Origin of the sequence: Vibrio sp. MA40-2, from assembly GCF_047302445.1 — a bacterium.
Taxonomy (GTDB): domain Bacteria; phylum Pseudomonadota; class Gammaproteobacteria; order Enterobacterales; family Vibrionaceae; genus Vibrio.
In genome coordinates this window covers 1,277,425-1,297,711 of record NZ_CP178628.1, presented here as the reverse complement: position 1 = coordinate 1,297,711, position 20,287 = coordinate 1,277,425, and the positions used below count along the sequence as shown (strand labels likewise).

Here is a 20,287-nt window from a genome sequence, read left to right as displayed (position 1 = left end):
ATGGCGATATTAAAAGCTGAACACTTAGCCAAGAGCTATAAAAATAGAAAAGTCGTTGCCGATGTCAGTCTAACGGTTGAATCTGGTCAAATAGTAGGGTTACTTGGCCCTAATGGCGCAGGCAAAACAACCTCCTTTTATATGATTGTGGGGCTAGTTGCTCGTGATGAAGGTAGGATAATGATTGACGACAACGATATCAGTATTTTACCTATGCACAGTCGCTCAAGACTTGGTATAGGTTATCTACCTCAAGAAGCTTCTATCTTCCGAAAGTTATCCGTTGAAGACAACATAATGGCAGTTCTTGAAACTCGCAAAAATTTAAGCCGTGAAGAAAAACAAGATAGAATGGAAGACTTGTTAGATGAATTTAATATCCAACACATTAGAAAAAGTGCAGGTATGGCTTTATCTGGTGGAGAACGTAGACGGGTTGAGATAGCACGAGCTTTAGCCGCTAACCCTGAATTCATACTATTAGATGAACCTTTTGCTGGTGTTGATCCTATATCTGTTATTGATATAAAAAAAATCATTGAACATTTAAGAGATCGTGGTTTAGGGGTATTAATTACCGACCATAATGTACGAGAAACACTGGATGTTTGTGAAAAAGCTTACATTGTTAGTCAAGGACATCTCATTGCAGAAGGAACACCAGAACAAGTTCTGAACAACGAACAAGTAAAACAAGTTTATTTAGGCGAACAATTCCGTCTATGATTAATAGATATACTGGATAATAGATTAGATATAAATGGATTTACTTAGCGTTTAATTTGGAACGCTAATTTTGCAACGCTGACAACGGAACAAGGTTTTAAATACTGGATGAAACCATCATTACAACTAAAGCTAGGTCAACAACTGGCAATGACACCTCAATTGCAACAAGCCATTCGTTTGCTGCAATTATCGACGTTAGATCTCCAACAAGAGATCCAAGAAGCGCTGGAATCAAACCCGCTGCTCGATGTCGATGAAGGTCAAGATGATCCAGTCTCTTCCGACAACAATGAAAAAACCAAGGAAGAAAACGTGACCGAAACTTCAGCTGAAATAACAGCTGAGCCTGAAATGCCAGATAGCTCTGATGCGATTGAGAAATCTGAAATTTCAGATGATTTAGAGATCGATGCCTCTTGGGATGACGTATACAGTGCTAATACAGGAAATACAGGAATTGCACTCGATGACGATATGCCTGTCTATCAAGGTGAGACCACTCAAAGCCTTCAAGACTATTTATTATGGCAACTTGATTTAACGCCATTTTCTGATACCGATAGAACAATAGCGACTGCAATCGTCGATGCTATCGATCAATACGGCTACCTCACTATCTCTGTTGAAGATATTTTAGACAGTGTAAACAATGAAGAAGTTGAACTGGATGAAGTAGAAGCCGTACTCAAACGCATTCAACAATTTGATCCGCTTGGTGTTGCCTCTAGAAATCTACAAGAGTGCCTGTTACTCCAATTAGCGACATACCCGCCTGATACTCCATGGTTAAATGAAACAAAATTGGTATTAACCAATCATATTGACCAATTAGGCAATAGGGATTACAAACTCATCTCTAAAGAAAGCAAACTGAAAGAAACTCAGCTTCGCGAAGTTATGCTGCTTATTCAACAACTAGACCCTAGACCCGGAAGTTCAATTACACCGGATGAAACGGAATACGTGATTCCTGATGTGAGTGTGTTCAAAGACAAAGGAAAGTGGTCTGTCACCATTAACCCTGACAGCGTACCAAGATTGAAAGTCAATCAACAATATGCTGCACTCGGGAAAGGAAATAGCCCAGACGGCCAATTTATCCGTAGTAATCTTCAAGAAGCAAAATGGTTGATTAAAAGCCTGGAAAGCCGAAATGAGACGTTATTAAAAGTCGCTCGTTGTATTGTGGAACACCAACAAGGCTTCTTCGATTTCGGAGAAGAAGCAATGAAACCTATGGTACTTAATGATATTGCATTAGCCGTAGAAATGCATGAATCAACCATATCGAGGGTAACTACGCAAAAATTTATGCATACCCCAAGAGGCATATTTGAGTTGAAATATTTCTTCTCTAGCCATGTTAGTACTGATAATGGTGGAGAATGTTCATCAACGGCAATTCGCGCGCTTATAAAGAAATTGGTTGCCGCAGAAAATACGGCTAAGCCATTAAGTGATAGTAAGATTGCCGCACTGTTAGCTGACCAAGGAATTAAGGTTGCAAGACGTACAATTGCAAAATACCGAGAATCTTTAGGTATAGCCCCTTCCAGTCAGCGTAAACGCCTACTTTAGTAAATGATGTATTATTCTAGTTAACAGTTTATTACTCTAGTAAACAACGAAGAAGGAAAGTCTATGCAAATCAATATTACAGGCCATCACGTTGATCTAACCGATTCAATGCAAGACTACGTTCACACAAAATTTCAGAAATTAGAGCGTTTTTTTGAAAATATTACCAATGTTCATGTGGTATTACGCTTAGAAAAAGTGCACCATATCGCCGAAGCGACACTGCATGTTAGCCAAGGTGATATCCATGCTACTGCAGATGAAGAGAACATGTATGCTGCTATAGATTCTCTAGTCGATAAACTTGTACGTCAGTTAAACAAACACAAAGAGAAACTTAGTAACCATTAACTATGCAAATTAATCAAGTCCTTACATTGGATTGCACTAAAAGTGCAGTCCAATGTACCAGTAAAAAAAGAGCGCTAGAGCTAATAAGCCAAATAGCGGCTGAACATACTGGAGAGAACTCAACCGAACTATTCCAATGTATGCTGAATAGAGAAAAAATGGGCAGTACAGGTATCGGTAATGGTATTGCTATTCCTCATGCAAGAATGCTGACATCAACGGATAAAGCCGTTGCTGTACTCGTTCAGTGTAAAGACCCAATCGAATTCGATTCAATTGATAATCGTCCTGTTGATCTATTATTCGCTTTATTGGTTCCAGATGCACAATGTAAAGAGCATTTAAAAACACTCTCTTCTATGGCTGAGCGCTTGAGTAATAAACAAATTCTGAAACAGCTTAGAGCCGCGCAAAGTGACCAAGAACTGTTTGATATAATGATAGATAAACCATAGATATGATTGAAGCTATTTCAAGTGAGAAGAAAAATCATTTTGTTATCATAAGTGGCCAATCTGGCGCAGGAAAAAGCGTTGCTCTTCGAGTACTTGAAGACCTCAGTTACTACACTGTAGATAACCTACCCGTTGCTTTGTTAGACCAATTTGTAGAGTCCACAAAACATAGCCAACAAAATATCGCAGTAAGTATCGATATTCGAAACCTACCGACAAACCCTCAAGATATCGTAGAAAAAATTGCGCAATTAAGAGAATCAACCGATGTTACCGTGTTCTTTTTAGGTGCCAGCCAAGAATCATTACTAAAAAGATACAGTGAAACTCGACGTATTCATCCTCTCTCTTTAGGCAGTGAAAAATTATCACTTGAACAAGCCATTAAAAAAGAAAAACGCTTATTAGAATACGTAAAAGAACAAGCTGACTTAGTCATTGATAGCAGTGATCAATCGCTGCATGATCTGAGTGAATTAGTTCGTTTAAGGATCTTAGGCAGAGAAAGAAACGAATTAGTTATGGTATTTGAATCATTCGGTTTTAAATATGGCTTACCTCATGATGCTGACTACATATTCGATGTACGCTTTTTACCTAATCCGCACTGGGAACCGAATCTCAGAGCTTACACAGGATTAGATAAACCCGTTACTGATTTTCTTGGACAACAAGCCTGTGTAGTAGAATTAGAGAGTGACATCAAAAAATTTGTGGAAAAGTGGCTTCCCGATCTGGAAAAAAATAACCGCAGTTACCTTACTATTGCTATTGGTTGCACCGGAGGAAAACATCGCTCTGTTTACATAACGCAACAATTGGGTGAGTATTTTAAATCTCTCGGTAAACAGGTACAGATTCGACATACGAGCATAGAAAAACGGCGGTTATAAACCATGACATTAAGACGCAGTAAAAAAGTATTAATCCAAAATCGATTAGGGTTACATGCACGAGCAGCCGTAAAATTAGTGGAATTATCTCAAAGTTATAACGCTACAGTTACCGTCAGTAATGAAGAAAACAAAGAAATGTCCGCCGACAGTGTAATGGGCTTGATAATGTTAGAATCGGCTCAAGGACAATATGTCACCGTTAACGCAGAAGGCGAACAAGCCGACCAAGCTTTAACCGCCGTTTGCCAATTAATAGAAGCTAAATTCGAAGAAGACGAATAAAGCTTGCCAGTGACTGACGCTATACTCAATTCATGAGCAAAAAACGCCATAAATTCAGCCGTAATAAACAAAAAATTCCGCTTTAGTAATAAGAACTTATTAAACAAGAAGTAGAATTGCGTTACTATTCTAAAAAATTTCCGTATTTTATCCTCTAGGAGGGGCAATGGCAGAGCAGCAACAAGAACTCGATCAAGCTCAACAAGCTCATCAAACCCTCCAAGAAGTTAGCGACGCACTAGATAGTGGTCGCTTTGTTCATGTCCGACGTCAACTTCAGGATATGGAACCTGAAGATATCGCCCATCTACTGGAATCATCCCCTAGGAAATCTCGTGATGTACTGTGGCAACTGACCGATCCTGAAGACTACGGTGAAATTCTTGATGAACTGAATGAAGATGTCAAAGATGCACTTGTTTCACAAATGGCCCCTGAGAAATTCGTTGAAGCGACCGAAGGCATGGATACCGATGATTTGGCCTACGTTTTACGTAGTTTACCAAATGATGTCTCTAAAGAAATTCTCGACCAAATGGATATTGCCGATCGACTGCGAGTCGAAACGGCGCTCTCTTATCCCGAAGACACCGCTGGCGGCATGATGAATACCGACGTTACCACAATTCGTGGTGACGTCGATCTAGATGTTGTATTACGTTACTTGCGGATGAAAGGCGAACTTCCTGATGTTACCGATGCTTTGTATGTCATAGATAAAGAAAGCCGGCTTATAGGCCATCTTTCATTAACAACATTAATCACCACTCAACCTGATATTCAAGTTAGTGAAGTCATGGACGACGCCGATGAAGCGATTTTAGTTGAAACCAGTGACTCTGATGTTGCCAGCCTGTTTGAACGTCGAAATTGGGTATCAGCTCCCGTCGTCGATGAAAATCAACACTTAGTTGGTCGTATTACCATCGATGATGTGGTCGATATAATACGCGAAGATGCAGAACACTCTATGATGAGCTTAGCGGGTATGGACGATGACGAAGATACCTTTGCTCCAGTCTTTAAATCAACCAGAAGAAGAAGTGTTTGGCTTGGAGCCAATGTGCTTGCTGCTTTAGCCGCTGCCTCTGTATCTAACATGTTTGAAGCCACACTCGAACAAATGGCCGCAATTGCGGTACTAATGACTATTGTACCTTCAATGGGAGGTGTAGCCGGAAATCAAACCGTCGCACTAGTGATAAGAGGGTTAGCATTAGGACACATAGGTGACAGTAACAAGAAAGAATTACTTCTAAAAGAAGCCGCTATTGGTCTATTAAACGGTATTTTGTGGGCCTGCATTATTGGTGGAATCGTTGTTTTATGGAAAGACGATTGGTTATTAGGCGGTATTATATCTGCGGCCATGCTCACCAATTTGATCGTTGCTGGTATAGCAGGTGTGACCATTCCAATTTTATTGAAAAAAATCAACGTTGACCCTGCTTTAGCTGGCGGAATGGCATTAACCACCATTACCGATGTCATCGGTCTATCTGTATTTTTAGGGCTAGCAAGCTTGTTAATATAATCTTATTACTCTAGGTATCAGTCCTCTTAACCTAATAATACGCCTCATCTCCTCCAATACCTTATAGAAGGCGTTCTATAATCCAAGCACCTCTACAAGAGGTGCTAACTAACCATTACGCTAACCCTTTAATACTCTCTAGCGTTTATACCAACTAGCGATGATTACTCACCCGCCACTTTCATTGATTCAATTAAAATAGAACCGGTTTGAATTTGTGAACGAGTTTCAATGTCGCTACCCACTGCTACAATTTGCTTAAACATTTCTTTTAAGTTACCAGCAATAGTGATTTCTGATACTGGATACTGAACTTCACCATTTTCAACCCAAAAACCAGACGCACCACGAGAATAATCACCTGTGACAATATTTACGCCTTGTCCCATCAACTCGGTAACAAGTAATCCTGTACCCAGCGTTTTCACCATCTGTTCAAACGTTTCTCCCGTAGGTTTCACAAACCAGTTATGGATCCCTCCTGCATGACCTGTTGGCGTCATATTAAGCTTACGTGCCGAATAACTGGTAAGAAGATAGGTTGATAAAATACCATCTGTGATAATGGTTCTATCTTGAGTATAAACCCCTTCACTATCAAACGGACTTGATGCGAGCCCTCTCAGTACATGAGGCTTTTCTTCAATATTAAACCAATCAGGAAAAACTTGAGTATTCAAACCATCCAGCAAGAAAGACGATTTTCGATAAAGATTGCCACCACTAATCGCCATAATCAAATGGCCAATCAGGCCAGTCGCTGCATCAGCGGCAAACAATACTGGGCATTGCCCCGTTGCTATTTTTCGCGCATCTAACCTTGCTAAGGTTTTTTCTGCAGCACTGATTCCCACCTTTTCAGGCGTCCATAAATCATCGATACAACGAGCGACACTGTAGCTATAATCTCTTTCCATTCCGCCATCGCTACCCTCACCAATCATTACGCAGCTCATACTGTGTCGACTAGAAGCATAGCTAGCAAGTAAACCATGACTGTTACCATAAACTCTTACACCATAATGGCTATCATAGCTAGCACCATCACTTTGCTTAATTTTATCACTGTAGTCTAACGCTGCTGTTTCTGCAGCAATGGCGATACTAGCTGCATGGTCAGGATTAGGTTCATCAGGGTGAAAAAGATCTAAATCTGGTATTTTTTTTACCATTAATTCTTTTGCCGCCGGACCTGCAAACGGATCTTCAGAAGTATATTTTGCAATATCTAACGCCGCTTCCACCGTTTGTTGAATCGCTCTTTCACTTAAGTCTGATGTAGAAGCACTACCTTTACATTGGCCGCGATAAACAGTGATGCCTAACGCTCCATCACTATTAAACTCAACATTCTCTACTTCACACATCCGAGTCGACACACTAATGCCAGTAGTTTTATTAATAGCGACCTCCGCTGCGTCAGCAACACCAGTAGCAAGTGTTAGTGCTTTCTCAACAGCAAGTTCAAGATCTATTTTTTGTTGGGCAATTTGTTGTTTAACATCCATAATTTCAGTTCTTTTGAGAATATCTTTACTTAGAATAACAAGGTTTTCGCTTTCTCCCCATAAATCTTGCTAAAATAGTGTCAAATCTCTCTAGATAACTACGAGAACTTAATAAAATGGCAAGAAAAAACCAAAAAGCACCATGGGAAGAAGAAGAAGAGATCATCTGGGTAAGTAAAACTGAGATGAAACAAGATATGCAAGCTCTGCAAGATTTAGGCGTTGAGCTTGTTGGGCTTAAACCTTCTATTTTGGAGAAGTTTCCACTTCCAGACTCACTAAGAATCGCGATAACCGATGCACAACGTTTTAAAAATGAGGCCAAACGACGTCAGTTACAATATATTGGTAAATTGATGAAAAGCGTTGAAATTGAACCAATTCAAGCGGCTCTAGATAAATATCGAAATAAACATTCACAAGCTACCGCTGAACTGCACAAACTTGAACAATTACGGGATGATTTAGTTGAGAAAGGTGATTCTGTATTAAATGAAATTTTAACGACGTATCCTGATGCAGATAGACAGCGTTTACGTCAACTTTACTTACAAGCCAATAGAGAGAAGAAAGCCAATAAACCACCAAAAGCTTATCGTGAAATTTTTCAGATACTCAAAGAGCTTAACGAATTAAATTAAAAGTAATCTACATTGTAATGGTACGATTATCCTGGAGACTAATTAAGCCTTATAATCATATGATAAATGAGGCCAAATTATGAAACGAAAAGAACGAGTAATTATTTCCGACCAACAAAAACTAGAATATGCAAAAATGATGGTTGAAGATGGATATTCTAATCAACAAATACAAGAAATATCGGGGGCATGTTCTTCTGCCGTGGTTAGATGGAAAAGACAATATAAAGCGGAAAAGCAAGGCATTACCCCTCAAAACCAGAAAGCCATAACGCCTGAGCAACAAAAAATACAAGAGCTGGAAAAACAATTAGATAGAGCGAATAGAGACATCGATATATTAAAAAAAGCCAGCGCTTTGTTCATACGAGACAACTAAAACAAGATGCCGTTAGGCAAATGAAGAAAGCGTATCCTAATTATACTGTCTCTGAGTTGTGTCGAGTACTTAAGGTGTCATTGAGCAATTTTTATTACAGAAAGATAAATAAACGGAGTGATATTCAACTTCGTCATCAAATCCGAGTAATATCAAGTGAATCAAATCACACCTATGGTAAACGTAGAATTAGGGAAGAACTTGTAGACAAAGGGATCACAGTAAGCCTGTATAAGGTTGCTAAGTTAATGAAAGAGCAAAACATTTATGTTCGTTATCCGAAAAAGAAACACTATTATCCTGATGCAGGAGTAGAAAAAAGATATGCACCAAACCTGTTAAATCGTCAATTTAATCCAGATACTTACAATACCCATTGGGTCACTGATGTGACTTTTATCCGCTCACACCAAGGATGGAGCTATCTAGCGTGCGTAGTCGATCTAGCAACAAAAGAAGTCGTGGGGCATGCGCTGTCTCGCTCACCTGATACTAAACTAACTCTTGCGGCATTGGATCAGGCGATTATCAGGAAAAAGCCAAATACAACTCAATTAATGGCTCATTCAGATCAAGGATGCCACTACAGTTCCCATGCTTATAGGAATCGTCTAAGTGCTTTAAATATAACGCAAAGTATGAGTCGAAGAGGCAATTGTTGGGATAATTCAATCATGGAGCGATTCTTTAGAACATTAAAGTCGGAGCATTTAAATATGCTGAGCTTTATCAATCACCAAGCGGTGATATCTGAAGTAGAGAGTTATATTGCTTTTTACAATTACAAACGGCGACACAGCGGATTAAACTATATTACTCCGCATGAACAATATGTTCAGATGAAAAAAGCGGCTTAAGAACTCTCCAGTATTAGTGGATCATTACAACATTGTTCTTACAAGCTCGGCATTATGCTGAGCTTGTAAGATAAGCGGATATCACAGAGCCTAAGTAATAAGATAAATTTATCTTATTTTACCTTGTTACTCTGTGCCACCAACAGTAATCGAATCTAACTTCAAGGTCGGTTGGCCGACGCCTACAGGGACACTTTGTCCTGCTTTGCCGCAAACACCTACTCCTTTATCGAGTGATAAATCATTTCCTACCATGGACACTTGCTGCATTGCTTCAATACCAGAACCAATAAGTGTTGCTCCTTTTACAGGGCGAGTCACTTTACCATTTTCAATCAAATAAGCTTCTGAGGTCGAAAAAACAAACTTACCTGAGGTAATATCAACTTGACCACCTCCAAAATTAGGAGCGTAAAGTCCTTTTTTAACCGTTGAAATGATCTCTTCTGGGCTATGCTCTCCCGGTAACATATACGTATTAGTCATCCGAGGCATAGGTAAGTGAGCGTACGATTCTCTGCGTCCATTACCTGTTGGCTTAACCCCCATTAGATGAGCATTATGCTTATCCTGGATATAACCTTTCAATACTCCATTTTCAATCAAAGTATTGTATTGCCCTTGTACACCTTCATCGTCAATATTCAATGAACCTCGACGATCGAGCATTGTTCCATCATCGACAATAGTACAAAGACTGGAGGTCACTTTATCGCCAACCTTACCAGAGAAGACCGATGACCCTTTTCGATTAAAATCACCTTCTAAGCCATGCCCAACCGCTTCATGTAATAATACCCCTGGCCAACCACCACCTAGTACAACCGGCATCGCACCCGCGGGTGCAGCGTCTGCTTCTAGATTGACTAATGCTTGTCTTATCGCTTCATCAGCGAATGAAAACGCGACTTTTCGGCCACCTTCATTAGTCAAAAAATGATCGTACCCATATCGGCCACCACCACCAGCACTACCTCGTTCCCTTCTATCGCCTTTCATCGCTAAAACACTAATAGATAGACGCACAAGCGGTCGAATATCTGCAGCATAAGTCCCATCTGTCGCGGCAACTAACACTTGTTCATAAACACCACTTAAACTAACCGACACTTCTTTAATCAAGGGCTCTTTAGTGCGAATATAAGCATCTAACTCTTTGAGAAGATCTATTTTTTGCTGTTTTTCCAAGCTTTCTAACGGGTTTACGCTCGAATAACTATTGCTATTCGCCGATTTACTGAACGTTTTTACACTACCAGCTTGCCCTTGTTGAGCAATGCCTTTAGCCGCAATGGCACTCTGCTGTAAGCTGTCTAACTGAACTTGATCTGAATAAGCAAACCCAGTTTTTTCACCTGTAATGGCTCGCACTCCAACACCACGATCGATATTAAATGATCCATCTTTAATAATACTGTCTTCCAGTACTAAAGATTCATGCCAACTGGATTGGAAATAAATATCAGCATAATCCACTTGGCGAGTAACAATACTAGCTAAGGTGTCGGCTATATGCTGTTCTGTTAAGCCAGATGGGGCGAGTAAATCATTTTCAACACGATTAATGGTCATTCGTTGCCTTTATTTAGTTTTTTTAATTCTGAGTGAAATCGAGCATGTTTAGACAGGGGCATATTATTTCTAACGGAATTAGTAATTCGATGATCAATATGACCTTGTAAAACGCCCACTTCACGACCAAGTTGCTGCGTCACTTTTCCCCAAGGGGAAACAATCATAGAGTGTCCCCACGTTTCTCTTCCACATGGGTGTTGGCCCGTTTGCGCACTCGCAATAATCCAACATTGGGACTCTATCGCTCGCGCTCTCATTAAAACAGACCAGTGCGCTTCACCGGTAGGAACAGTAAACGCTGCAGGCAGAGAAATAATTTGTGCACCTTTTGCTGCTAATTCTAAAAATAATTGAGGAAAGCGAATATCATAACAAATAGCCAGTCCGACTTTTCCTACTGGTGTGTCCACCACTACCACGTCATTGCCCGCTTGAAATATTTCTGATTCCCGATAACGACCTTGTTTATCTTCAACATCGGCATCAAACATATGCAGTTTATCGTAATACGCCGTCCGCTCACCGTTACTATTAATCACTAAGCAAGTTGCGCTAATTTGATTACCTCGAATAATAGGCATACTACCAATGATCAACCAAAGATTATATCGCTTCGCCATTGCCGATAATTGTTGCTGAATAATTCCAGTATCTAATGGTTCAGCATGAAGCCTATAGTCAGCCTTAGAACCAAAAACAAGACAGTTTTCCGGCATAAGAACGAGCTGAGCCCCTTCTTTAGCCAGCTGTTTCAGTTGAACATCAATAAACGCCACGTTTTTTTCTGGTTCAGAGCCCGATGTCATCTGAATGATACCAATACTATTCATAGTACTTCCTGTTTTTATTCAACATGATTAACTAATGACGACTTTACTACCTGCTATTTCTATTAACTATCACAGTATATTACTAATGATATAATTAACGGCTACCGCTAGGTAATTTATATTCACCTTTACTTCTAGAAAGCTCTTTGACTTCGGGTGAATCCAGTGTTCCTACTATTTGGTAGCGAATTTTCGTAAACACATCAACCACAGGAGAAATAACAGTAGAAATAGCAAACACAACAATAGCAGTTTGTGGAGCGACGGCAAAAGCCGTGAGTACCGGAATACCTGATGTGAGATCAGGCGTAAATTCAACCTCAGCATCCACTATATTGTTATTCAAGTCAGCCATACCACGGATAAGCATCTCACCCGCAGTGGCATCCATTTCTAAATTGTTAGTGACAAAAACGCCTTTTTCCATTTTACCAGAGCCCGTAATATGACTAAATGCCAAACCTTTATCAAACACGTCGGTAAAATCAAGTTGCATCTTTCTTATGATAGAATCTAAGCTAAACATACCAAGAAACTTAGCTGCGTTTCCTGCTCCTGAAATAATACCTTTGCCAAATTTAGCCGTCATATCTCCATTTAACGTATCAATTTGCATTGACCATGGCGCGCCATTCCATGCTAAGTGAGATGTCATTTCAAAAGGTGCTTTCTGTATACCAGAACGAATACCAAACCGTTCTAATAGTTCGGTATTATTTTCCCCTTTCATGGACATATCAATTGAAGATTGACTGATGTTTTCATTCAACTCCCACCAACCTTTGGCGTTAATCTGACTTTTACCGCTATTGATAGCGATGTTATTCCAATTGATACGTTTTCCTTTGCGCTGCAAATCGATATCAACCTTTCCTACCTTATAACCTTGCAACCAAAAATCTTGAATATTCAATGTTAAATTAGGAATCAATTGGTGAAAGCTCCTATCAAATTCGCTGATAAGTGGGGCTTGTTCATCCGCTTGAAATACCAATTTTTCTGGTGATTCACTATCAAGAGAAGGTATAAACACATGCAAAGTATCTAATGCTACGGTTAGGTCATAAGGCGCTAAATATTTTGCTTGACCTTTTACTTCAGCGCTTTCTATATCAATTGACCAAGATAAATTCTTTTTTCTTGCACTAAATTCAACGTGGTTCCAATCGAGAGTAGCGAAAGTTAATTTGTCAGTAGAAATATCAACTCTTTGAGCAATGGGAATTTCCGGTGTATTCATTTTACTTAAATGCGATTCTTGATTACTAGAGCTGTGTTGGCTGATAAGAGATAGCCAACTATCAAGATCAAAAGCAGGTGTCCTAATATTTATATCATGACCTACAATAGGACTGACTTTGAATCCTCCTTTACCAATCAGTAAACTTGTTGCTTCTAATACTGGTGTTTTACCGGTGATGTCTATCTGCGCTTGATATTTCATATCGGGTAACTGTAATCGAGCAGAAACACTCTGTTGGTTACCTGATGCTTGTAATTGCAGTGTACTCTTTTGACCTAGTGCTTTTTCTAAAGGAACAGGGTACTGACTAGAAATAAATTCTAAATTCGCCGAACTATCGAGTTGATAAGTAAATCCCACGTCGTTGAGTTGTAGATCTACCCCCATATTCCACGGGGCATAACCTTGCACTTTTTGGGTCCATGAACCTAAATAAGGTGTTAATGGTTCTACATCCCAGTGACCAACTATGTCAATGCCAACAGCGTATGATGCTTGTAAATTCTCACCTTTAAAGTCCAATGATATAGGTTGATCGAGTAAGTAAGCAGATAAACCTGATGCACTTACAATATCGTTATCAAATGTAATTCTGCCTGTCGCCTGCTCTAACTCCATTGGTGGAGATTCAATATGGATATAATTTTTATTGAGATCAGCGAACCCCCACGCTCTAGCAGGAATATTGGTATCAAATGGAATTTTTAGTTGAAATTCAGAAGCGACATCACCAGAAATTTTAATGGTGGTTAATGCCGCACCAACTGAATTAACCAAAGGTGTTGCCATCATATAATTACGTACAGCCTGGCCTTTACCAGAAGCTTTCGCTTTTATTTCAACCGCCCCGCTTGGGCCAAGGTGTTGTATTTGACCTGTGATTTGTTGTGCTTTTACATCGTTCAGTTTTGCCGATTGAGAAGATAAATACATAGAATCATTTTCAAACAGCAAATCCAACTGCATATCTGTAATCGTTGGCCAATGAGTATCAAAGCTAAATTTAGCCTCTTTTAATCCTACATGTACCTGAAAAATGCCATCATTTTTTTGGTAGGGAAATTCGTTAAGCGGTCCATACCAAATTATTTTCGCGTTATTCGCTTTTCCGCCTTGAATGGCCGTCGATAAATAATTAGTTAAATCTTGCCCCAATGCTCGAGTCGGTAAATAACGCCAAGTCTCACCTGCATTATAAACATCAGCTTCGGCGTATAATGAAAGAAAAGCAGCAGAGTTATGGGGAAAATCGAGTCTGAATGCACCTTGAGCTTGAATATCGGGCGTCGCAACGGATATTTTATCAGACCAAAGACGCCAACCTTCTTGCTGGTCTTTTGCTAAATGAATACGTAATTCACCATTTTTAATTCTGAGGGGAGCCTGAAAAACATCACCATAAGGAAGAATATCGTCAATAAGGGTAACATGTGCTGATAATCCAGATTCATTACCAGCAATGGTTGCTTGTAAATCATGAACTTCTGGTAACAACTCCCAATTCTGTATCTCTCCATTAGCAATAGAAGCGGAATAAGAGAGAGACTTTGTAACTTTATCCTGTGATATTCTTAAATTTTCAACTAAGGCACTAGGTTTCAGTCTTGTGAGCCATTGTTGCAATTCATCGGAGTTAGGGATCAGAGTGACCAATGGCTTCAACGCAGCTAACTCAAGTTGAGAGGCATTAAATGTCCATTGATTGGGTACCGATTCAAACACAAGATCCATATTAGGCCATTCATACTCATCGGTTCGAATACGAAGTGAATGTCCACTTACTTTCCAACCCTCATCACTTAATGAAGGCGTCAGCTTAAATATTCCCTCTTCAGCAATAAGTAAGTGTTCACTTTGGTCTTTCCAGCTTAATTCAGACGGCAACAGTGCTACATAAGCATCGGTAGGATTATTATTTTCTACACTAAACCAGCTATTAAAAGAGATATGACCACTGGTTATACCCGTCTCTTGTATCCAGTCATTGGTTAACCAAGGAGTCACTCTAATGTTACGAGCCTGAAGAAAAAAGTCCCCCGATACATTACTAATTGAACCATTATCCGAAAAATCCGCTTTAACCGCTAAGCTATTAATATGGCTTCCGACTACACTGATCGAACCTTCTAATTTATGATTCTGGTCTCTATTTCTCCACTTTAATTGCTCGATATCTAACGACCTGATATCACCATCATAAGTTTGGTAAGTAATCGTCGACTCTAATAAGTTGAAATCTTTCAACTGACGAAAAAATAATTTCTCAATTTGGGCAATATTTGAATTGTTTTCTGTCGGGGTATGGAGAGAAGACTGGTCTGATTTAAATAAATTAATATCACTGATATCGAGTTGTAGACCTTTCAGATTTAACGAGGCAACTTGCGGTTCGAGTGTGATAATAGTTTTAATTAAATCAAACTCTAACTCGACCTCATTAATATCAAAGGTGACATTTTGATCAAAAACACTCGAAACGTTCAATTTTTTTAATGATATTGAAGGATGAGTATTTCGCCAATAACCTTTCACCTCACCTATCTCAAATGGTAATCCAGAAACCTCTTCAACAAAACTGCTTATTTCCGCTTGAAAATAATCTAGCTTAGGAAGGGCAATGCGCAGCGTAGTGACCGCAACGGCAAAAAAAACCGTTACTATCACTATTAGCCATAATACTAATCTACTGCTTTTCGCTGCTAATGAAGCCACATATACTCCATTACATCATGACAACATCAAACTGTTCTTGAACATAGAGAGGTTCGGCTTGTATTTTCACTTGCTTACCAATAAATACCTCTAACTCTGCAAGAGCATGCGATTCTTCACCCTCTAGCGTTTCGGCTACAGCAGGAGAAGCATAAACAACAAATTTATCTGCTTCATATGCACGATTAACTCTCGTCACTTCACGCAACACTTCATAACAAACTGTATCAACAGTTTTAACCGAACCTCGTCCTTCACAAGTTGGGCATTTTGAACAGAGAATATGTTCAATACTTTCTCGAGTTCTTTTTCTTGTCATTTCTACCAAGCCCAAATTCGTAAAACCATTGATATTCGTTTTAACTCTATCAACGGAAAGGGCTTGTTCTAGTGAAGCAACAACTCGAGAACGGTGATCTTCAGACATCATATCGATGAAATCAATAATAATAATACCACCAAGGTTTCTTAACCTTAATTGCCTAGCAATTGCTTGGGTCGCTTCAATATTAGTATTAAATATTGTTTCTTCTAAGTTTCTACGACCGACAAATGCACCAGTATTAATGTCAACCGTGGTCATCGCTTCTGTCTGATCTATGATTAAGTATCCACCTGATTTTAATTCAACTTTACGATCAAGAGACCGTTGAATTTCGTTCTCAGCGTCAAACATATCAAAAATCGGTTTATCACCTTCATAAAGAGCCAGTTTCTCGGTCAATTCTGGGACAAATTCAGAGGTAAATTCCTTAAGCGTTTCAAATACTAATCTGGAGTCTATTTGAATTCGAGTTAACTCTGTACCAACGAAATCACGTAAAATCCGTTGCGAAAGGCCAAGTTCACCATATAAGGTAGAACGAGTTTTATATTTTATCCGTCGTTCACCGACTTTTTTCCACAACCGCTTTAAGAAAATCGCGTCTTGGGCGAGCTCTTTTTCATCCGCCCCTTCCGCTGCAGTGCGAATAATAAAACCGCCATCTTCATCACAATATTCCATAACGGTTTTTTTAAGCCTATCTCGCTCATCTTCGCTATCAATACGCTGAGAAACACCAACATGGCTTGCCCCCGGCATAAAGACAAGATAACGCGAAGGAAGTGTAATATCGGTGGTTAACCTAGCGCCTTTAGTACCTAAAGGGTCTTTAACAACTTGGACAACAATATCTTGCCCTTGACGAACTAATTCAGAGATATCTCTGACTTGAAATTGTTGTTTTTCGTTTTCGGCGACACATTCGGTATGAGGAACAATATCTGATGCATGTAAAAACGCCGCTTTATCTAAGCCTATATCAACAAACGCCGCCTGCATTCCAGGTAGTACACGAGATACACGCCCTTTATAAATATTTCCTACAATGCCACGGCAAGATTCGCGTTCAATATGAACTTCTTGAAGGATACCGCCTTCGATCATTGCTACTCTTGTTTCACTTGGTGTAACGTTTATTAACAACTCTGCACTCATGAGAGTACCCTTATTAAGCTAAAAAAATTCTTGCAAGAGCTGATCAGTTTCAAAAAGAGGTAAACCTACTACAGCGTAGTAGCTTCCTTCTATACGCGAGACAAATCGCCCACCTAAACCTTGAATCCCATAACTGCCAGCTTTATCGCACGGTTCACCTGTTTGCCAATATTGATTTATTTCTTCTTCGGTTAATGTTTTAAACCACACATCCGTTACGACTACATTCGATCTGATTTTATTTTTATTTAATACGGTAACAGCCGTTAAAACTTGATGCTTTTTACCTGATAATGCTAAAAGCATTCTTTTTGAATCTTGTAAATCAGTCGGTTTTTCTAGTACTTGACCGTCCAATACCACTACCGTGTCTGAACCTAAAACGATTGCATTACCGTTTGTATCAGACGTTAACTCTGCACCCGCTTTAGCTTTTTGGAAAGACAACCTTAAAACATAATCAGTCGGCGATTCATTTTTTTGCTGGCATTCTTCTATATCGGGTAAAACCACATCAAATGTATAGCCCGCTTGCTGCAATAATTCTTGTCTGCGAGGAGAGCCAGATGCTAGATAAAGCTTCATTGTCTTTTTATCCAATCCATCATTTATTTAATATACCAATGTCGGCGCACTCGTCTTAACAGTAAAAACAACCAAGGCCACAAAATACAATTAATTAAACCCGCCCAAAGAACCATAGGATTAAACGTCACATCTTGAATAAGATATTCTCCACCAAACTCCAAAAATTTAGCAAAAATACTTACCGCACCTATAACAATTGCTTGTTGCCACAATGCCATATTGCGAAGAACTAAAAAATTAGCAGCCACGACAAAAATAGTACACGACATTACGATACCACGAATGCCTAAGGTTGAACCCAATAGAAGGTCCCATATCAACCCAAGGATCAATCCAGTACCAACGTTAACTCGATGAGGAAGCGCAAGAACCCAATAACACGTTACCAACAATAACCAAGATGGTCGAAATAAATCCAACCCACCCGGCCAAGGAATGGTCTGCAATATCAAAGCAACAAGAAACGTGAACCAAATAACCGACTTGCCCATAAAAAAATTACTCGCCACTGGTGGTTTCTCCATCAAACTCTTGGCCACCGTTTGACGTTATATCATTGCCGGAAGAAAGGACTTGTTGCTGCCTGTTTTCATTAGGCCATACCAGTAATAAGTAGCGTAAACGATCAAATGCTACAACTGGACTTGCTTCAATTTTGGCAAACTGGCGGCTGTTATCATTATCAACCGAAGAGACATAGGCCACGGGATAACCTTCTGGATATAACCCACCTAAACCAGAACTCACTAATAAATCACCGACTTGAATATCGGTACTTAACGAAATATGTTCTAAATAAATGGCATTCAGATCTCCGCTTCCAGAGGCAATAACTCGAATATCATTGCGAACCACTTGTACTGGGATTGAATTACTAGAATCGACAAGAAGCAGCACTCTAGAGTTGTGCGCAGCAACAAAAGTTACTTGACCAACAATGCCATTTTCATTGATAACAGGCTGACCAACGTAAACACCGTCAGTGTGTCCTTTATCTATCACGACTTGATGACGATAATGAGAAGAATCAACCGCCATTACTTCAGTCACGACTTTTTTTTCATCTCTTATAAAAGGAGAACCAAGTAACTTACGTAAGCGCTTATTTTCTTCTTGATATTGACTCAATAAACCTAAATCACTCTTTAAATGTAACACTTCGCGTTTTAAAGAAGTATTACTGACAATAAGTTGCTGCCTTGAATTGAATCTTTCGTAAAGTCCATCAAACATTGATCTTGGTAAATCAGCTGCATACTGAATAGGAGCAACAGCACTGTTGAGTATGTATCGAATAGGAGCAAAGGTATCGAGACGACTATCGGCCAACATTAAGCTGGCTGATAGTATTATTGCGAAGAATAGGCGCAATTGCAGAGAAGGTCCTCTGCCAAATATTGGTTTCATTACAGTTCACCCATTCGTACCGGACAAATGGATTTATTCTTCACTGAACAGATCACCGCCATGCATATCAATCATTTCAAGCGCTTTACCACCACCACGAGCAACACACGTGAGAGGATCTTCAGCAATAACAACCGGAATACCCGTTTCTTCCATCAATAATCGATCAATATCTTTTAATAATGCCCCACCACCTGTTAATACCATCCCATTTTCGGAGATATCAGATGCAAGCTCAGGAGGACATTGTTCAAGTGCAACCATGACAGCGGATACAATACCAGTCAATGGCTCTTGAAGCGCTTCTAGGATTTCATTCGAATTAAGCGTAAAACTACGAGGCACACCTTCAGCTAAATTACGTCCACGAACTTCAATCTCCGCCACATCATCACCCGGATACGCTGAGCCAATGACATGTTTAATTTTTTCTGCGGTCGCTTCACCAATCAAGCTGCCGTAATTACGACGTACGTAATTAATAATAGCCTCATCAAATCGGTCACCACCGATACGTACCGATGAAGAGTAAACCACATCGTTCAGCGAGATAACCGCAACTTCTGTTGTACCACCACCAATATCAATAACCATAGAACCAGTTGGTTCTGATACTCGTAAACCAGCACCAATAGCCGCAGCCATCGGTTCATCAATAAGATAAACCTCACGAGCCCCTGCACCCAAAGCAGATTCTCTAATCGCTCGACGTTCAACTTGGGTTGAACCACAAGGTACACACACCAATACGCGTGGGCTAGGTTTGAGGACGCTATTGTCATGCACTTGTTTAATGAAGTGTTGTAACATTTTTTCTGTTACATAAAAATCGGCGATCACACCATCTTTCATAGGACGAATAGCAGAAATAGAACCAGGAGTACGCCCTAGCATTTGCTTAGCTTCATGCCCTACGGCTGCCACACTTTTTGCCGTACCAGCGCGTTTCTGACTGATAGCGACGACTGAAGGTTCATCAAGAACAATTCCTTGTCCTTTGACATAAATTAACGTGTTTGCGGTACCCAGATCAATTGATAAATCATTTGAAAACATACCACGAAGTTTCTTAAACATATTCTTCGCTCATTTGCGTAACATTAGAAGACAAAATTGCACTAAATGTACCAATGCATTGACATTACAGCAAGGCATTGCGACATAAACATGGGATTAATATCTATTTTTCTTGCAAACACTGAGTCTAAACCCTACTTTCATCAGATTAATTGGCAAAGAAAA

The 20,287-nt window shown here is 39.7% G+C and carries 18 protein-coding genes; 9 read left to right on the top strand and 9 right to left on the bottom strand.

Features of this window, described 5'->3' with window-relative positions; all coding sequences use genetic code 11:
- The 7 genes from lptB (at position 1) to mgtE (ending at position 5,825) form a co-directional block, all read left to right on the top strand.
- Positions 1-726 (top strand): LPS export ABC transporter ATP-binding protein, encoded by a 726-nt coding sequence (gene lptB / locus ACLKML_RS13585; RefSeq protein ID WP_413285747.1) that lies wholly within the window; start codon positions 1-3, stop codon positions 724-726.
- A gap of 108 nt (positions 727-834) precedes the next feature.
- The gene (locus tag ACLKML_RS13580; RefSeq protein WP_413285746.1) at positions 835-2,307 is read left to right on the top strand and encodes an RNA polymerase factor sigma-54; all 1,473 of its coding nucleotides are present in this window, start codon (positions 835-837) and stop codon (positions 2,305-2,307) included.
- Positions 2,308-2,370: 63 nt separating this feature from the next.
- Positions 2,371-2,658: a ribosome hibernation promoting factor gene (gene hpf, locus ACLKML_RS13575; RefSeq protein ID WP_317718364.1), complete on the top strand. Its 288-nt coding sequence runs from the start codon at positions 2,371-2,373 to the stop codon at positions 2,656-2,658.
- A gap of 2 nt (positions 2,659-2,660) precedes the next feature.
- The gene (gene ptsN / locus ACLKML_RS13570) at positions 2,661-3,113 is read left to right on the top strand and encodes a PTS IIA-like nitrogen regulatory protein PtsN (RefSeq protein WP_413285745.1); all 453 of its coding nucleotides are present in this window, start codon (positions 2,661-2,663) and stop codon (positions 3,111-3,113) included.
- A 2-nt stretch (positions 3,114-3,115) separates the two neighbouring features.
- The gene (gene rapZ / locus ACLKML_RS13565) at positions 3,116-4,006 is read left to right on the top strand and encodes an RNase adapter RapZ (RefSeq protein ID WP_413285744.1); all 891 of its coding nucleotides are present in this window, start codon (positions 3,116-3,118) and stop codon (positions 4,004-4,006) included.
- Positions 4,007-4,009: 3 nt separating this feature from the next.
- Complete coding sequence (locus ACLKML_RS13560; RefSeq protein ID WP_317718367.1) at positions 4,010-4,291, top strand: HPr family phosphocarrier protein; 282 nt, start codon at positions 4,010-4,012, stop codon at positions 4,289-4,291.
- Between the two features lie 166 nt (positions 4,292-4,457).
- Entirely contained in the window at positions 4,458-5,825 is a 1,368-nt protein-coding gene (mgtE, locus tag ACLKML_RS13555) for a magnesium transporter (RefSeq protein WP_317718368.1), read from the top strand.
- A 164-nt stretch (positions 5,826-5,989) separates the two neighbouring features.
- On the opposite strand, the gene pmbA is transcribed toward mgtE, so the two are convergent.
- Entirely contained in the window at positions 5,990-7,333 is a 1,344-nt protein-coding gene (gene pmbA, locus ACLKML_RS13550) for a metalloprotease PmbA (protein WP_413285743.1), read from the bottom strand.
- A 116-nt stretch (positions 7,334-7,449) separates the two neighbouring features.
- Between pmbA and yjgA the strand changes: the two genes are divergently transcribed.
- Together yjgA and ACLKML_RS13540 are read left to right on the top strand one after the other, a co-directional pair.
- Positions 7,450-7,974 carry a ribosome biogenesis factor YjgA gene (gene yjgA, locus ACLKML_RS13545; RefSeq protein WP_413285742.1) on the top strand — a complete coding sequence of 175 codons (525 nt, stop codon included), beginning with the start codon at positions 7,450-7,452 and terminating at the stop codon, positions 7,972-7,974.
- Positions 7,975-8,053: 79 nt separating this feature from the next.
- A protein-coding gene (locus ACLKML_RS13540; RefSeq protein ID WP_413282446.1) for an IS3 family transposase occupies positions 8,054-9,210 on the top strand; the annotation gives its coding sequence in 2 pieces (ribosomal slippage) (positions 8,054-8,315 and positions 8,315-9,210; 1,158 coding nt in all).
- A 126-nt stretch (positions 9,211-9,336) separates the two neighbouring features.
- On the opposite strand, the gene tldD is transcribed toward ACLKML_RS13540, so the two are convergent.
- The 8 genes from tldD to ACLKML_RS13500 form a co-directional block, all read right to left on the bottom strand.
- Positions 9,337-10,782 (bottom strand): metalloprotease TldD, encoded by a 1,446-nt coding sequence (tldD, locus tag ACLKML_RS13535; protein ID WP_413285741.1) that lies wholly within the window; start codon positions 10,780-10,782, stop codon positions 9,337-9,339.
- On the bottom strand, positions 10,779-11,615 hold the full coding sequence (locus tag ACLKML_RS13530; protein ID WP_413285740.1) for a carbon-nitrogen hydrolase family protein: 837 nt from the start codon (positions 11,613-11,615) through the stop codon (positions 10,779-10,781). The genes tldD and ACLKML_RS13530 overlap by 4 nt, the downstream gene beginning before the upstream one ends.
- Before the next feature lie 94 nt (positions 11,616-11,709).
- Entirely contained in the window at positions 11,710-15,570 is a 3,861-nt protein-coding gene (locus ACLKML_RS13525) for a YhdP family protein (protein WP_413285739.1), read from the bottom strand.
- 10 nt (positions 15,571-15,580) lie between these two features.
- On the bottom strand, positions 15,581-17,050 hold the full coding sequence (gene rng, locus ACLKML_RS13520; protein WP_413285738.1) for a ribonuclease G: 1,470 nt from the start codon (positions 17,048-17,050) through the stop codon (positions 15,581-15,583).
- 18 nt (positions 17,051-17,068) lie between these two features.
- A complete protein-coding gene (locus ACLKML_RS13515) occupies positions 17,069-17,635 on the bottom strand; it encodes a Maf family protein (protein WP_413285737.1) in 567 nt (188 codons plus the stop codon).
- Positions 17,636-17,658: 23 nt separating this feature from the next.
- Positions 17,659-18,129: a rod shape-determining protein MreD gene (gene mreD / locus ACLKML_RS13510; protein WP_413285882.1), complete on the bottom strand. Its 471-nt coding sequence runs from the start codon at positions 18,127-18,129 to the stop codon at positions 17,659-17,661.
- A 7-nt stretch (positions 18,130-18,136) separates the two neighbouring features.
- The gene (gene mreC / locus ACLKML_RS13505; RefSeq protein WP_413285736.1) at positions 18,137-19,045 is read right to left on the bottom strand and encodes a rod shape-determining protein MreC; all 909 of its coding nucleotides are present in this window, start codon (positions 19,043-19,045) and stop codon (positions 18,137-18,139) included.
- Positions 19,046-19,078: 33 nt separating this feature from the next.
- The gene (locus ACLKML_RS13500; protein ID WP_413285735.1) at positions 19,079-20,122 is read right to left on the bottom strand and encodes a rod shape-determining protein; all 1,044 of its coding nucleotides are present in this window, start codon (positions 20,120-20,122) and stop codon (positions 19,079-19,081) included.
- Positions 20,123-20,287 lie beyond the last annotated feature (165 nt).